This window comes from Enterobacter sp. K16B (assembly GCF_020216105.1).
Classification (GTDB): Bacteria; Pseudomonadota; Gammaproteobacteria; order Enterobacterales; family Enterobacteriaceae; genus Enterobacter; species Enterobacter sichuanensis.
The window spans coordinates 56,633-72,073 of sequence record NZ_JAIWJZ010000027.1 but is presented as its reverse complement, the minus strand read 5'-3'; the positions used below and the strand labels follow the sequence as shown (position 1 = coordinate 72,073).

15 protein-coding genes and 1 tRNA gene are annotated in these 15,441 nt (G+C 55.1%); 9 read left to right on the top strand and 7 right to left on the bottom strand.

Translation table 11 applies throughout. The features are described from left to right. The coding region (locus LDK53_RS07145) for a hypothetical protein (protein WP_225285187.1) at positions 1–348 on the top strand (348 nt) is incomplete at its 5' end. Next, on the top strand, positions 269–1,705 hold the full coding sequence (mgtE, locus tag LDK53_RS07140; RefSeq protein WP_025756298.1) for a magnesium transporter: 1,437 nt from the start codon (positions 269–271) through the stop codon (positions 1,703–1,705). The genes LDK53_RS07145 and mgtE, both read left to right, overlap by 80 nt. Here mgtE and LDK53_RS07135 read toward each other — a convergent pair. Next, on the bottom strand, positions 1,668–2,957 hold the full coding sequence (locus LDK53_RS07135; RefSeq protein ID WP_225285198.1) for a SulP family inorganic anion transporter: 1,290 nt from the start codon (positions 2,955–2,957) through the stop codon (positions 1,668–1,670). The genes mgtE and LDK53_RS07135 overlap by 38 nt on opposite strands. Before the next feature lie 187 nt (positions 2,958–3,144). On the opposite strand from LDK53_RS07135, the gene mqo reads away from it, so the two are divergent. Continuing rightward, positions 3,145–4,797 (top strand): malate dehydrogenase (quinone), encoded by a 1,653-nt coding sequence (gene mqo / locus LDK53_RS07130; protein ID WP_225285186.1) that lies wholly within the window; start codon positions 3,145–3,147, stop codon positions 4,795–4,797. Positions 4,798–4,900: 103 nt separating this feature from the next. Here the strand turns inward: mqo and eco are convergent, their stop codons facing one another. After that, the gene (gene eco, locus LDK53_RS07125) at positions 4,901–5,404 is read right to left on the bottom strand and encodes a serine protease inhibitor ecotin (RefSeq protein ID WP_025756296.1); all 504 of its coding nucleotides are present in this window, start codon (positions 5,402–5,404) and stop codon (positions 4,901–4,903) included. Between the two features lie 208 nt (positions 5,405–5,612). Here eco and LDK53_RS07120 point away from each other — a divergent pair, with 208 nt between their 5' ends. Further along, the gene (locus tag LDK53_RS07120; RefSeq protein WP_008500962.1) at positions 5,613–5,873 is read left to right on the top strand and encodes a DUF2534 family protein; all 261 of its coding nucleotides are present in this window, start codon (positions 5,613–5,615) and stop codon (positions 5,871–5,873) included. A 125-nt stretch (positions 5,874–5,998) separates the two neighbouring features. Next, positions 5,999–7,186, top strand: a complete 1,188-nt coding sequence (locus LDK53_RS07115) for an MFS transporter (RefSeq protein WP_225285184.1) — start codon at positions 5,999–6,001, stop codon at positions 7,184–7,186. Between the two features lie 37 nt (positions 7,187–7,223). Here the strand turns inward: LDK53_RS07115 and LDK53_RS07110 are convergent. From LDK53_RS07110 to LDK53_RS07100, 3 genes are all read right to left on the bottom strand, one after another. Further along, positions 7,224–7,300 (bottom strand) — tRNA-Pro (locus LDK53_RS07110). A 72-nt stretch (positions 7,301–7,372) separates the two neighbouring features. Then, positions 7,373–9,133 carry an LPS biosynthesis-modulating metalloenzyme YejM gene (gene yejM / locus LDK53_RS07105; RefSeq protein ID WP_047959128.1) on the bottom strand — a complete coding sequence of 587 codons (1,761 nt, stop codon included), beginning with the start codon at positions 9,131–9,133 and terminating at the stop codon, positions 7,373–7,375. 19 nt (positions 9,134–9,152) lie between these two features. Next, the gene (locus tag LDK53_RS07100; RefSeq protein WP_014884596.1) at positions 9,153–9,380 is read right to left on the bottom strand and encodes a YejL family protein; all 228 of its coding nucleotides are present in this window, start codon (positions 9,378–9,380) and stop codon (positions 9,153–9,155) included. Between the two features lie 134 nt (positions 9,381–9,514). On the opposite strand from LDK53_RS07100, the gene yejK reads away from it, so the two are divergent. After that, on the top strand, positions 9,515–10,522 hold the full coding sequence (yejK, locus tag LDK53_RS07095) for a nucleoid-associated protein YejK (RefSeq protein WP_047346586.1): 1,008 nt from the start codon (positions 9,515–9,517) through the stop codon (positions 10,520–10,522). 52 nt (positions 10,523–10,574) lie between these two features. Here the strand turns inward: yejK and rplY are convergent, their stop codons facing one another. Beyond that, positions 10,575–10,859, bottom strand: coding sequence for a 50S ribosomal protein L25 (gene rplY, locus LDK53_RS07090; RefSeq protein WP_025756288.1), 285 nt, complete (start codon positions 10,857–10,859; stop codon positions 10,575–10,577). A 125-nt stretch (positions 10,860–10,984) separates the two neighbouring features. Continuing rightward, positions 10,985–12,745 carry a DEAD/DEAH box helicase gene (locus tag LDK53_RS07085; protein ID WP_225285181.1) on the bottom strand — a complete coding sequence of 587 codons (1,761 nt, stop codon included), beginning with the start codon at positions 12,743–12,745 and terminating at the stop codon, positions 10,985–10,987. Positions 12,746–12,896: 151 nt separating this feature from the next. Between LDK53_RS07085 and rsuA the strand changes: the two genes are divergently transcribed. The 3 genes from rsuA to LDK53_RS07070 all read left to right on the top strand — a co-directional run bounded on the left by rsuA (position 12,897) and on the right by LDK53_RS07070 (position 15,439). Further along, the gene (rsuA, locus tag LDK53_RS07080; RefSeq protein WP_047959126.1) at positions 12,897–13,604 is read left to right on the top strand and encodes a 16S rRNA pseudouridine(516) synthase RsuA; all 708 of its coding nucleotides are present in this window, start codon (positions 12,897–12,899) and stop codon (positions 13,602–13,604) included. A gap of 15 nt (positions 13,605–13,619) precedes the next feature. Beyond that, on the top strand, positions 13,620–14,816 hold the full coding sequence (locus LDK53_RS07075; protein WP_225285179.1) for a Bcr/CflA family multidrug efflux MFS transporter: 1,197 nt from the start codon (positions 13,620–13,622) through the stop codon (positions 14,814–14,816). A 278-nt stretch (positions 14,817–15,094) separates the two neighbouring features. Beyond that, positions 15,095–15,439 (top strand): YejG family protein, encoded by a 345-nt coding sequence (locus LDK53_RS07070; protein ID WP_008500952.1) that lies wholly within the window; start codon positions 15,095–15,097, stop codon positions 15,437–15,439. Positions 15,440–15,441: the final 2 nt, after the last annotated feature.

Below are 15,441 nucleotides of genomic sequence, written 5' to 3'. Positions count from 1 at the left end.
GCCTGCATCCCTGCGCCTCGCCCCGGCCTTATGGAAACGCTTCGGCGATTTACAGCCGGACCAGGGTATCGCTGTAAGTCATTAATTTTACTGAAGCAACGTTCATCTCTTCAGGTAAAAAATTACTGGGGATCCCTCAGCCCACAGGGAGAGGGGATAGATCGTGGCCGTAATGCCGATTTTTTCTCCATCCCGACCCGTTGTTTATTCTTATTTACATATCCCCGCGCTATGCTTAATACCAACTTATTTCATGGATTTATGATTGATGTCGGTATTAAAGAAAAACAGCGCCAGACAGCGCGACCAGGAACGCGCGCGACTTATCTGGCTTCTCACGACCGATAAAGCGGTCACGTCTACGTTATTAGGCAAACTCACCCTGGCTGAGCAATATGATGTCGGCACGTTAGCCGACGATATTGCTGAGGTAGGGGCGCTGGTTGCGCATTTACCCCCACCTGACCTGGCGGACACCCTGGAAGCGCTTCCCTCGGAAGAGCGTCACGCTCTGTGGCGGCTGGTACAAGACCACGAGCGCGGACAGGTGTTGCTTGAGGCCTCGGAAAACGTCTGGGACGACCTCATTGATGAGATGAGCGACCGGGACATCCTCGACGCCCTGCAAACGCTGGATATCGACGAGCAGATTTACCTGGTCCAGCACCTGCCGCGAAACCTGACCGGTCGCCTGCTGGCTTCCCTGCCTGCCGATGAACGGGCGCGGGTGCGTCAGGTGATGCACTATGAGAAAAACAGCGTCGGCGCGATTATGGAGTTCGGGGTTATCACCGTTCGTCCTGACGTCACGCTCGGTACTGTCCAGCGCTACCTGCGTCGCCTGGGCAGGATGCCGGACAACACCGATAAACTGTTTGTCACCTCGCGGGATAAAACCCTGCTCGGCGAGCTGGAGCTGAAAACCATCCTGCTTAACAGCACCCAGCGGAAGGTAAGCGAGGTGATGGAAAACGAGCCGATGGTCTTCTCCCCGGAAGACGATGCGGAAAAAGCGGCGCGTACCTTCGAACGTGACGACCTCGTGAGCGCGGCGGTTGTCGATTCCGTCGGCAAACTGATGGGGCGTCTGACCATCGATGAGATCGTTGACGTCGTTTATGAAGAAACCGATAACGACCTGCGCGCCCTTGGGGGGATCAGCGCCGAAGACGATGTCCATGCCTCCGTCGGCAAGGCGGTCAAAACCCGCTGGGCCTGGCTTGCCATTAATTTGTGTACCGCGTTTATCGCCTCCCGCGTGATTGACGGCTTTGAACATACCATTTCGCAACTGGTGGCTTTAGCCTCGCTGATGCCGATTGTGGCCGGGATTGGCGGTAACACCGGCAACCAGACCATTACCATGATCGTCCGCGCGCTGGCGCTGGAGAACATTCAGCCGGGTAACTTCGCCTTTCTGATTTTCAGAGAGATGGGCGTGGCGCTGATTAACGGCCTGGTATGGGGCGGCATTATGGGCGGCATCACCTGGTGGCTGTATGACGATATGGCGTTAGGTGGAGTAATGATGCTGGCGATGGTGTTGAATCTGCTGGTGGCATCGATGATGGGGGTTATTATTCCGTTAACGATGACCAAACTGGGGCGCGACCCCGCGGTGGGGTCGAGCGTGATGATCACCGCCATCACCGATACCGGCGGTTTCTTTATTTTTCTTGGCCTGGCGACGATTTTTCTGCTTTAAGCCGACGCTTAACGCGGGCGGGAAGCAGCGCCATAACGATGATCCCGCCCAGTACGCCAATCGCCAGGTTGCCCGTTGATACCGTGGCGGCCACGGTGACCAGCATGACCACCGTTTCCGCAATCGGGGCATTTTTTACGGTTGCAGGCTGGAGGCTGTGCCAGCTGAACGTTTTAATGGCGACAATCGCCATGATCCCGGCCAGCACCGCCATCGGGATTTTGGCCATTACGTCACTGAGTGCTGTCACCAGAACCAGCAGCACGATGCCCGCCGCAAGGGTTGAAATGCGGCTTCGTCCTTTCCCCATCTCGACGTTGACGATGGTTTGCCCGATCATCGCGCAGCCCGCAATGCCACCGTAAAAACCGGACAGAATATTCCCCACGCCCAGCCCGATGCTCTCACGGCGCTTGCTCGACGGCGTTGCGGTCAGCTCATCCACCAGCTTTGCCGTAAGCAGGGATTCGAGCAGGCCGACGAAGGCGATACTCAGCGCGCACGGCCAGATAATGCTCAGCGTCTGTAAATTCAGCGGTACCCGCAGTTCGGTAAGCCCCGGTAAACCGCCACTTATCGCGCCTTCATCACCCACGGTCGGCAGGATTTGACCGGTGCTCACGGTATACAGCGTCAACACCACAATGGCGATCAGCGGCGAAGGGATACTTTTGATGTAGCGCGGTACCCACAGCACAATCAGCACCGTCAGCATAAACAGGCCTACAATCAGCGGGCTTCGGCTCCAGAAGTGGGGAACCTGGGCGAAGAAAATCAATATACCGAGCGCGTTAACAAACCCGGTCATGACGGCCTGCGGGATAAAGCGCATCAGACGGGCCATGCCCGATACCCCGAACAGGATCTGAATCACGCCAGCCATCAGCACCGCTGGCAGAATGTACTGCACGCCGTGCTGATGCACCATTGGGCCAATGACCAGCGCGACGGAACCGGCCGCTGCCGTGACCATCGCCGGACGACCACCCAGCACGGACAGGGCGAGACACAGCACTACAGAGGCAAAAAGGCTGACCTTTGGGTCAACGCCCGCAACCACGGAAAATGAAATCACTTCAGGGATCAGCGCCAGAGCGGTAATCACCCCCGCCAGCGTTTCACGCATCAGACGTTTGGGTGAACTGAGGACCATGCTGACGTGGCCTTCGCGGGGTAAAGCAGGTTGGGGTAAGGACATAACACTTCGCTGGTTAGGGCAGGCTTCCGTGCGCGCGATCACAAAGTGCAGGATAGTAGCCAGAAAATGCGCCTATTGCCAGCCGCCAGCGTAATCCCCCACAAACAATCCATCATTAAATTTCACAATTACAATAATTTCGTAACCTTTAAACAATATTTAAAAGTTGTTACCGTGCCCCCGCAGCTTTTTTCACCTGCAATTTCCACGCATCAAGCACTTTTACACTAAGGCATAAATTATGAAAAAAATGACTGCCATGCTCTTTTCTCTGGCCGTGGGGCTTAACACCGTCTCTATGGCGGCGAAAGCTGACGCACCAAAAGAGCAGGAAACGGACGTCCTTTTAATTGGTGGCGGTATCATGAGCGCCACGCTGGGAACCTATCTGCAGGAACTGCAGCCGGACTGGTCAATGACCATGGTCGAGCGCCTCGATGGCGTGGCGCAGGAGAGTTCGAACGGCTGGAATAACGCCGGTACCGGACATTCGGCACTCATGGAACTGAACTATACGCCGCAGAAAAAGGACGGTTCCATTAGTATCGAGAAGGCGGTAGAGATCAACGAAGCATTCCAGATTTCTCGCCAGTTCTGGTCTCACCAGGTCAACAACGGCGTGCTGCACGATCCGCACTCCTTCATCAACACCGTACCGCACATGAGCTTTGTGTGGGGCGAGCAGAACGTCAACTTCCTGCGCGCGCGCTACGCTGCTCTGCAGCAGAGCACGCTGTTCCGCGGCATGAAATACTCTGAAGATCACGCGCAGATCAAAGAGTGGGCTCCGCTGGTCATGGAAGGTCGTGATCCGAACCAGAAAGTGGCGGCGACCCGCACTGAGATTGGTACCGACGTCAACTACGGTGAAATCACCCGTCAGCTGGTAGCCGCTCTGAAGAAGAAAGAGAACTTCAACCTGCAGCTCAGCACCGAAGTGCGTGGCTTCAAGCGCAACGCGGACAACAGCTGGAGCGTGACCGTTGCCGATCTGAAAAATAACGAAGCTGAGCACGTCATCAAGGCGAAGTTTGTCTTTATTGGTGCGGGCGGTGCCGCGCTGAAACTGCTGCAGGAGTCCGGTATTCCGGAAGCTGACGACTATGCGGGCTTCCCGGTGGGCGGTCAGTTCCTGGTGTCCGATAATCCGGAAGTGGTGAATCGCCATCTGGCAAAAGTGTACGGCCAGGCTTCCGTCGGCGCACCACCGATGTCCGTGCCGCACATTGACACTCGTATGCTTGACGGCAAACGCGTGGTGCTGTTTGGACCGTTCGCAACCTTCTCCACCAAGTTCCTGAAAAATGGCTCTCTGTGGGATCTGCTGAGCGCCACGACCACGTCTAACGTCAAGCCGATGATGGATGTCGGTCTGGATAACTTCGACCTGGTGAAATACCTGATTAGCCAGGTAATGCTCTCAGACGAAGAACGCTTTGAAGCGCTGAAAGAGTACTATCCGCAGGCGAAAAAAGAAGACTGGCGTTTGTGGCAGGCGGGTCAGCGCGTACAGATCATCAAACGCGATCCGAAAGAAGGCGGCGTGCTGCGTCTGGGTACCGAAGTGGTAAGCGATAAGGACGGCACCATTGCCGCGCTGCTGGGGGCGTCCCCGGGGGCATCTACTGCTGCGCCAATCATGCTGCACCTGATGGAAAAAGTGTTTAAAGATAAAGTTTCCAGCCCGGAATGGCAGGCGAAGCTGAAAACGATTATTCCATCCTACGGCACGAAGCTGAACGGTAACGTGGACGCGACGGAGCAGGAGCTGGAATACACCAGCCGCGTACTGCAACTGCAATACGTCAAACCACACGCTGCTGCAGATGCCGCACCAAAAGCGGAGCTGAAGGCTCAGCCGGAAAACAAACCGGTTGCGGATATCGCGCTGTAAGGTAAAAGCAAAACGGCAACATACGTTGCCGTTTTTCGTGTTTTCTCCCTCTCCCGGTGGGAGAGGGTTGCGGTGAGGGCGCCAGAGCGCACCCGACCTGGTTTTAACGTACTACCGCCTGGCCGACATTCTCTTCAGCCTTCCACACGCGGTATTTCACCTCGACGTTTTCAGGTGTATAGACCACAATCGGCAGCTTGCTGTTGTAGCGGATCAGGCTGTTATCACCCAGATACGCCGTCACAAATTTCTTCTCTTTCTTGCCATCCGGGCAGGCCATCATGGTGGAGACCGGAGAGGTCACTTTATCAAAGACGTAATAGTCATAACCCCAGCCTTCCAGCGTTTTGCTTTCAAGCTGGCCACCCAGACGGTGCTGGTTGCAATCCACTTCCAGCGTCTTGCCAATTAACAGTTCCACTTTGAAATTGGCTTCATCCTGCTGAACCGGCAGTTGAATCACCTGACGCTTCATCCCTTTCTCTGCTTTCGGATACGGGGCGACTTTTTCCAGCGGCTGTTCTTTTGGGGTTTCGCTGGCAAAAGCACTGGCGCTGGCGCACGCGGCGGCGATCAGAGCGATGGCAAATTTAGGTGCGTTTTTCATTGTCATTCCTTTATGTCAAAACGAGCAGAACCAGATTAGCATAACAATTATAAATGATTAGCTTCATTTACTTACATTTTCAATTTGGGTAGCGTAATAAACTACTATTTTGCCAGTGATTTGGTTTTTTGTGCTGAAATGGAATCGGGCGGCAGATCGTGTTATTTTATTCCTCACATAATGTTATTCATCTGTGAAGGGAAGAGAGATGGTTCGTGCAAAACTGAAAACACCTGAAGGCCGTAAATTCCTCCTGGCGCTGCTGGTGGTCTTTATGATTGCTGCCGCGTGCGTGGGGCGGGCAACCATTGTGGGTGTGATCGAACAGTACAATATCCCCCTCTCAGCCTGGACAACCAGCATGTACGTGCTGCAATCGGCAATGATCTTTGTCTATAGCCTGGTGTTCACCGTTCTGCTGGCCATACCGCTGGGTATTTTTTTCCTGGGCGGACGCGAGAAGCACTAAGCACCGATTCGCGATAACTAAGCCATCCTGCGGGGTGGCTTTTTTTATGCCTGACGATATTTTACCTGCGCTTCCAGGATATTCTCTTTTGAGCAAAATGTTCTACATACAGCAGGAGATGCGTAATGTTATCCCGGTTTGCAACGCTCAGCCGGATCCCGAAAGGCGTCTGGGTTGTTGGTGGGGTCAGTATGTTGATGGATATCTCCTCGGAGATCATTCACAGCCTGCTCCCGCTGTTTATGGTGACGACGCTCGGAGCCAGCGTGATTTTCATCGGTTTGATTGAAGGGCTGGCCGAAGCCACTGCGCTGTTTATCAAAGTGTTTTCCGGGGCAATTAGCGACTATCTGGGTAAACGTAAAGGGCTGGCGGTACTGGGATATGGTCTTGGCGCGCTAAGTAAACCGTTGTTTGCTATTGCGTCTTCGTCCGGCATGATTCTGGGGGCACGCTTAATCGACCGGGTAGGGAAGGGGATACGCGGTGCACCGCGTGATGCGCTGGTCGCTGACGTCACGCCGCCGGAACTTCGCGGTGCGGCCTTTGGTCTGCGTCAGTCGATGGACACCATCGGCGCATTTCTCGGCCCGCTGCTGGCCGTAGGCCTGATGCTACTGTGGAATGATGATTTTCGAACTATTTTCTGGATTGCGGTTATCCCCGGTGTACTTGCCGTTGCCCTGCTTTTCTTCGGGCTGCATGAGCCGAAAACACCTGTTGAACATAAACGCACGAATCCCATCAAAAAAGAGAACCTCAGGCGCCTGGGTAAAGGCTGCTGGTGGGTGATTGGATTAGGCGCTGTCTTCACACTCGCCCGTTTCAGTGAGGCATTTCTGGTCCTTCGTGCCCAGCAGTCCGGGGTGCCGCTGGCGCTCATTCCGCTGGTGATGGTGGCCATGAATCTGCTCTATTTCCTCTCAGCCTATCCGTTTGGCAAATTATCCGACGTCATGAGCCACATCCGGTTAATGCAGTGGGGACTGGTAGTGCTGATAGGGGCGGACATTGTGCTGGCGCTGAGCACCCACTGGGCGGGCATTATTTTAGGGGTTGCGCTTTGGGGCGTGCATATGGGGATGACGCAAGGATTGCTGGCGGCAATGATTGCGAAAACTGCGCCAGCGGATTTGCGCGGCACGGCTTTCGGTATTTTTAGCCTGGTCAGCGGTGTTGGGTTGTTAATCGCCAGCGTGCTAGCCGGTGTTATTTGGGAAACGTTTGGTGCGGAATATACATTTTATGCCGGAGCGGTGATTTGCCTGGTTACGCTGGTGTATCTGCGCAAAACGCCGGACGAGGCGCAATAAAAAACCAGCCATAAGAGGCTGGTTTTCAATGTGTTTTTGGTCGGCACGAGAGGATTTGAACCTCCGACCCCCGACACCCCATGACGGTGCGCTACCAGGCTGCGCTACGTGCCGACGCATAGAAAGCATACTACTCGATTCCGTTTCGAATGCAAGGGAATCTGTCGCTAACTGGTTTATAATTAATCAGTTAGCGATAAAGCGCTTCTCATCCGTCAGGACCTGCAGCAGCAGACTCAACTGCGGTTTCTGATCTTTCAACCGCTCCCCTTCGAGATTATACGTTTGATAATTGCCGTTGCTGTTCAGCACCAGCGTCAGCTTCGGTGTGGTCACCACCAGCGTGTCATTCCCGGCAGCCGTGACCCAGTTATGGCGGCGCGCGGCGCTAAAGAGATCCTGCCCCTGCGAATACTCGTTTGCAGGCGTGCTGACGTGCAGCAGACGTTGCATCAGGGTGGTCATGACATCTTTATGCTCGGTGAGCATATTGATGCGCTGAGCCGGGGTGCCCGGCCAGTGGATCACCAGCGGAACCTGCAGGTTCGGACGTGACCAGTTCATACTCTTCGTTTCGTCACCCAGCGGGACGCCATGGCCAGCGGTCACGATCACCACGGTATTCTCCAGCTTGCCCGACTCACGTAGCGCGTCAAGTACGCGAGCTATCTGCGCATCAACATTGCCCGCCGCGCGGCCATAGCGGCGCGTAAAGTCATTTTTATTGCTGTTGGCAAGCGTGGTGCCGTTAAAGGCCACCCATGAGAACCAGCGGTTATCTTCCTGAGCGTAGCGCTGCAGCCAGTTTATCCATTGGCTGGCGGTCTGCGCATCGGACTGGTCCTGCGCTGGCGGCAGTGAGAAATCTGACAGCAGCGCCTGGCGGTAGAGCGGGCTGTTAAAGCCATCTGATGAGAACAGCCCCAGCTGATAACCTTGCTGATTCAGCCCGGTGATCAGCGCCGCAGGTATGCGGCTCGACAGCACGCCATCCATATATCCGGCTGAAATACCATAGAAGAGGCCAAAGATGCCCGCATCGGTTGAGTTACCGGAACTCATATGCTGAGTAAACGTGACGTTTTGACTGGCGAATTCAGCCAGCGCAGGCATCTGCTTCTCGTAACGGGAATAGTTCAGGCCATCGACGGTGATCAGCAGGACGTTTTGCCCGCGACCCATATCACGATAACGCAGATCGCTCAGAGGATACTGAACGCTGACGGCTTCCGGATTCCCCTGTTCGACCAGACGGCGCTGATACTCCTGGGCATCAAGCAGACCGTGTTTTTCGAGGAATCGGCGGGCCGTCATTGGATAGGAGAGCGGCAGATTGGCACGCTGCATCGTAATAGGGCGATAGAAGTTCGCATCTGCCCAGATATACATGATGTGCGAACTGATAAACGAGACGAAGAAGAGCGTGGCAACAGGCTTCGCGTAATGGCGTCGCCGGGTCAGACTGCGAAGTTTTTGCCAGCTCCAGGTGGCAAACAGCATCTCAATCAACAGGATCACCGGGACGCTGATAAACATCAGCTGCCAGTCACGGGCCGTTTCGTTCTGGTCGGGGTTAATCACCAGTTCCCAGACGATGGGGTTGAGATGCAGGTGGAAGCGGGTAAACACTTCACTGTCGATAAGCAGCAGCGTTATCCCCACCGTCGCAAGGATGGCGGACAAGAAGCGCATGAGACGCTGCGACATGACGATAAACGTCAGGGGGAACAGGATCAGCAGATAGGTGGCGAAAACCAAAAAGCTAAAGTGACCAACAACACTCATCCAGGAGTAGATCCGCCCGGTTAGCGTTGTGGGCCAGTCTGCGACAAACAGATAACGACAGCCAATCACCGTCGCCAGCAGAATGTTGAACAGGGCAAACCAGTGCCCCCAGCTGACCATCTGGGAGACTTTTTCACGGTAGCGCTGACGATTCGTCACCATAAACTGTTGTTCGTATCCCTTAATGGGCCTGGTCGTTGCTGACGGATGACTGTAAAGCCTGGGCGAAAGATTTTGCGATCGCCTGACGCTGAGCCGGAGCAACGCTGGTGTTAATAAGGTTGGTGACCATATTTCCCAAAACCATCAGGGAGAGATCGGTCGGTGTTTTATGTTTTTCCAGTACGTTGACCAGCTCACTGAGCAGTTGTTCAACGTGTTCATCACTGTAGCGGGAATGTTGTGGCATAAATCAAAATCAGTTTGTTGATGAAAGGGCAACATATTACCGTAGCAACAGCTTTTTTTCCCCTTTTTTATCTGTTGTTGCACACATGCCCTGGTGGTGGTTGAATACCGCCCGGTCTAAAAGGAGAGTTTATCATGAGTCTGGAAATCAACCAGATTGCCTTGCACCAGCTTATCAAGCGTGATGAGCAAACCCTTGAAGTGGTGCTGCGCGATTCGTTACTGGAACCCACGGCGACCGTTGTGGAGATGATGGCAGAGCTGCATCGCGTCTACAGCGCCAAAAATAAAGCCTACGGTCTGTTCAGCGAAGAGAGTGAACTGGCTGATAGCCTGCGTCTGCAGCGTCAGGGCGAAGAGGATTTCCTGGCATTTAGCCGCGCCGCAACCGGGCGTCTGCGCGATGAACTGGCGAAATATCCCTTCGCCGACGGCGGGATCGTTCTGTTCTGCCACTACCGCTACCTGGCGGTTGAGTATCTGCTGGTCACCGTGCTGAATAACTTAAGCAGCATGCGCGTGAACGAGCAGCTGGATATCAGCTCCACCCATTATCTGGACATCAACCATGCGGATATTGTGGCGCGCATTGATTTGACCGAATGGGAAACGAACCCGGAATCGACCCGCTACCTGACTTTCCTGAAAGGGCGTGTGGGCCGCAAAGTGGCGGATTTCTTCATGGACTTCCTCGGTGCCAGCGAAGGTCTTAACGCCAAAGCGCAAAACAAAGGGTTGCTCCAGGCGGTTGACGACTTCACGGCTGAAGCACAGCTTGATAAATCTGAGCGTCAGAACGTACGTCAGCAGGTTTACAGCTACTGCAACGAACAGCTGCAGGCAGGGGAAGAGATTGAGCTGGAGTCGCTGTCCAAAGAGCTGGCAGGCGTGAGTGAAGTCAGCTTCCAGGAATTCACCGCGGATAAAGGCTATGAGCTTGAAGAGAGCTTCCCGGCGGATCGCAGCACGCTGCGTCAGTTAACCAAATTTGCCGGCAGCGGCGGTGGGTTAACCATCAACTTTGACGCGATGCTGCTGGGTGAACGCATTTTCTGGGATCCGGCCACAGACACGCTGACCATCAAAGGGACGCCGCCGAACCTGCGCGATCAGCTTCAGCGCCGCACCTCTGGCGGGAAATAACAGCCATAAAAAAACCCCGCAGAAGCGGGGTTTTTTTTCGACAGGTTTGCGATTACGCGCGAACGAAGTCGATGTGAGTCAGTTTTGGCTTGAACGCGTGACGCTGAACAGCCTGAACTTTCACTTTTTCTTCTTTACCGCCAACAACGATGGTCAGAACTTCGCTGTAGAATTCAGCTTTGGTCTGCAGGTTCCACAGTTTGTCGTGATCCAGTTCGATTGCAACTGGAGCAGCTTCGCCACCGTAAACGATAGCCGGGAACTTGTTAGCGGCACGCAGGCGGCGGCTCGCACCCTTACCCTGCACGTTACGTACTTCTGCTTCGATAGTAAACATTGATTTCTCTCTGTATTTAAAACCCTACTACAGGCGACCCAGCAGCAGGTGAGTGTTCTGCCTCACGGATGTGAAGCGGGCGGCATTTTATACTCAAATGCCCCGCACATCAATGAAAAGTCCCCCTAACCGCGCAATTCGTTAGCGCGACGGAAGCGACCTTCATAGTCAAAGAGTTTCTCACGCACCTGCCAGAACTGGCCTTTCTTACGGGCGACCACAAAATCCGGATGGCGCAACAGCCCCTGCTGGCGCACGATATCGGCCACGGTTATCCAGCGCAGGGGGATGCCCGGCGTGCGGGTATGCGGGCGGATAAACAGCTGTTCGAAGGCCGTGCGCTGGGCGGGCGTCTGGACCCGGAAACGCTCACTCACGTCCGCCCCGTCCTCGTCGTAATAGGTGATTTTCAGCCACTCACCTTTTTCATCGGAGCCGGGCTGCAGTGCCATGCCCGAGCAGCGCAGCACCAGGGCATCTTTCAGCTTTAGCGCCGCTTTCAGCATGTCATCCGGGTCAACCAGCACCGTGTCGCATTCCCGACAGCGGCGGGCGGCTATGTCGTTTTCGGCGTTGCACTGTGGGCAGTTTTTGAAGCGGAAACGGAAATCGCACTGCTCGCGGTGCCCCTCATCATCTTCAAACCAGCCCTGGCAGCGGCGGCCAAAATGTTCGATCAGCGTGCCGTCAGCGGTGGTTTTGCCCCAGAAGGTGTTGGCAAACCCGCAGGCGGGGCAAAAAACCTGTACGGGGACGTTGTCGCTTTTCCCTTTGGGCGCCCCGACTTCAGGGGTATAGATATCGTGCGGGTTGCCAGCATAGTCCAGAATCAGACAGTCGGTTTTGCCCGGCGCCAGTCGCAGGCCGCGACCCACAATCTGCTGATACAGGCTGACTGATTCGGTCGGGCGCAAAATGGCGATCAGGTCGACGTGCGGCGCGTCAAAGCCGGTGGTCAACACCGACACGTTCACCAGATAGCGGAACTGCTGGGCTTTAAAGGCCTCAATCAGCCCGTCACGCTCCGGGCCGGGCGTCTCACCGGTGATGAGCGCCGCGTCGCCAGAGGGCAGTAAGCCGGTGATTTCTCGTGCGTGCTCAACGGTGGCGGCAAAGATCATCACCCCTTTGCGCGTCGCGGCGAACTCCTCAATCTGGCTGATGATGTGCGGCGTAATACGCTTTTGCTTTTTCAGCTCCTGGTTAAGATCCGCTTCGCTGAATAAGCCGTTGCTCTGCGCCTGCAGACGGCTGAAGTCGTACTGCACCACCGGCATATCCAGCCGTTCAGGCGGTGTTAGGTAGCCATGTTTAATCATGTAGCGCAGCGGAAGTTCGTAAATGCAGTCGCTAAACAGGGCCTTGTCATCCCCGCGCACCATGCCGTGATAATGGTAGCGATAGATCCAGCCTTTACCGAGACGAAACGGGGTTGCCGTCAGTCCCAGCAGGCGTAAGTGAGGGTTCACCTCTTTGAGGTGAGTGAGGATTTGCTGATACTGGCTGTCGTCGTCATCACTGATGCGGTGACATTCGTCGACAATCAGCAGCGAAAATTCGCTGCGAAACAGGTCGAGATTGCGGGCCACTGACTGCACGCTGCCAAAGACCACTTTGCCGTGGCTCTCTTTACGCTTGAGTCCGGCGGCGAAAATGTCGGCGTCCAGTCCCAGTGCGCAATATTTGGCATGGTTCTGCGCAACGAGTTCTTTAACGTGCGCCAGAACCAGCACGCGGCCACGCGCCAGGCGCGCCAGCTCGGCGATCACCAGGCTTTTGCCTGCACCGGTCGGCAGCACAATCGCCGCCGGCTCGCGATGTTTACGGAACCAGGCGAGGGTGGCGTCAACGGCCTCCTGCTGATAGGGTCGAAGTGTAAAAGTCATGGGGTCTCGGTTTCGTTATTCCGCACATAGTATGCCACGAAACTTTTTCCCTTGAGTGGCGCAACCAGACCATTATACTGAGCCGTTCCAGACTGCGTCTTTTTCGGACCTGTTGTCCGACTTCCAGCACCATTAAGGCTAAAAAGATTTCATGCGACTTGATAAGTTTATCGCTCAGCAACTCGGCGTAAGCCGCGCTATTGCCGGGCGCGAAATTCGCGCCAGCCGCGTTACCGTGGATGGCGACATTGTGAGAGACAGCGCGTTCAAACTGCAACCTGACCATCAGGTGGAGTATGACGGCAATCCGCTGACCCAGCAGCACGGCCCGCGTTATTTCATGCTCAATAAGCCGGAAGGGTATGTTTGCTCTACGGACGATCCGGATCACCCGACGGTGCTCTATTTCCTCGACGAACCGGTTGCGCATAAGCTGCATGCCGCCGGGCGACTCGATATCGATACCACGGGTCTGGTGCTGATGACCGACGACGGACAGTGGTCTCACCGCATCACCTCTCCGCGCCACCACTGCGAAAAAACCTATCTGGTGACGCTGGAGTCTCCGGTTGCGGATGGCACGGCAGAGCAATTCGCGAAAGGCGTCCAGCTGCATAATGAAAAAGATCTGACCAAACCCGCCGTGCTCGAGGTGATCACGCCGACCGAAGTCCGCCTGACCATCAGTGAAGGGCGTTACCATCAGGTAAAACGTATGTTTGCCGCGGTAGGGAACCACGTCGTGGGCCTGCATCGTGAACGGATTGGTGCGATTGAACTTGATCCCGACCTGGCGCCAGGCGAATACCGCCCGTTAACGGAAGAAGAGATCGCCAGCGTCGGTCTGCCTTCGCACTAATTTCAGGAGAACTCTGTGACCACCAGGCCACACTCGTCGTTCAAAATTGTTTTCATTCTTGGCCTGCTGGCCATGCTGATGCCGCTGTCTATCGATATGTACCTGCCTGCGCTGCCGGTCATTTCGGCGCAGTTTGGCGTCCCGGCGGGCAGTGCGCAGATGACGCTCAGCACCTATATTCTCGGCTTTGCCCTCGGCCAGCTGTTTTATGGTCCGATGGCGGACAGCCTTGGACGCAAGCCCGTCATTCTGGGCGGGACGCTGGTCTTTGCGGTTGCTGCGGTTGCCTGTGCGCTGGCGCAGACGATTGATCATCTGATTATCATGCGTTTCTTCCACGGTCTGGCGGCGGCGGCAGCAAGCGTGGTGATTAATGCGCTGATGCGCGATATCTACCCGAAAGAAGAGTTCTCCCGCATGATGTCGTTTGTGATGCTGGTGACGACGATTGCGCCGCTGGTGGCCCCGATGGCTGGTGGTGCGGTACTGGTGTGGTTTAGCTGGCATATGATTTTCTGGATCCTGGCCCTGGCCGCGCTGCTGGCCTCGGCGATGATTTTCTTCTTTATTGATGAAACGCTTCCAGTCGAGCGCCGTCAGAAATTCCATATTCGCACTACAATCGGCAACTTTGCTTCGCTGTTTCGTCACAAGCGCGTGCTGAGCTATATGCTGGCGAGCGGGTTCAGCTTCGCCGGTATGTTCTCCTTCCTGAGCGCCGGACCGTTTGTCTACATCGAGCTGAATCACGTCTCACCGCAGCACTTTGGCTATTACTTTGCGCTCAATATCGTCTTCCTGTTTATCATGACCATCATCAACAGCCGTTTTGTCCGGCGGGTGGGGGCGCTGAACATGTTCCGCGCCGGTCTGTGGATCCAGTTTGTGATGGCCGTCTGGCTGGTTGTGAGCGCGTTTCTGGGCGTGGGCTTTTGGGCGCTGATCGTTGGCGTGGCGGCTTTTGTCGGCTGCGTGGCGATGGTGTCATCGAATGCGATGGCGGTGATCCTGGATGAGTTCCCGCACATGGCAGGCACCGCGTCATCCCTGGCGGGGACGTTCCGCTTCGGTATCGGCGCGATCGTCGGGGCGTTACTGGCTATGGCCACCTTCAGTACGGCATGGCCAATGCTGTGGGCGATGGCTTTTTGCGCAACCAGCTCAATCCTTTTCTATCTTTACGCCAGTCGACCGCGAAAAGCGGCTCACTGATTTACAGAGAAGGCCCGGCAGGGCCTTTTTTGTTGATACATATCAACCAAACCCGTGTTCGTTTACCCCGTGTTTGTTTATTTTATGTAAAATCTATTTGTGTAAAAAGTCACATCATTGTATTCAAAAAGGTTGAGTTAGATCGCAGAAACGGGTACATATAGCGCCGACGCGAGCCTGGAAACGAATAAAAAGCGCTGAATAGTGCAGGCTGGCGATGATGTGTTACTATAAATGTAAATAAATTGTGAAGTGAATTTTACTTCCGGGGAACGAACGTGAATACATTACAACTCTCCATTGTCCATCGCTTGCCTCAGAGCTATCGCTGGTCGGCGGGTTTTGCAGGTTCGAAAGTTGAACCGATTCCGCAAAACGTCGCGGGCTGCGAGAATTGCCTGGTGGCACTCAAACTGCTGAGCCCGAGCGACGAAAATGCATGGCGGGTGATGGAACGTCTGAGCCAGGCCCTGACCGATATCGAAGTGGACAGCTCCGTGCTGGAGTGCGAAGGCGAGCCGTGCCTGTTTGTGAAAAGCCAGGACGAGTTTGCAGCCACCTGCCGTCTGAAGAATTTTGGCGTTGCTATTGCTGAGCCTTTCTCTGGCCAGTATCCCTTCTGAGC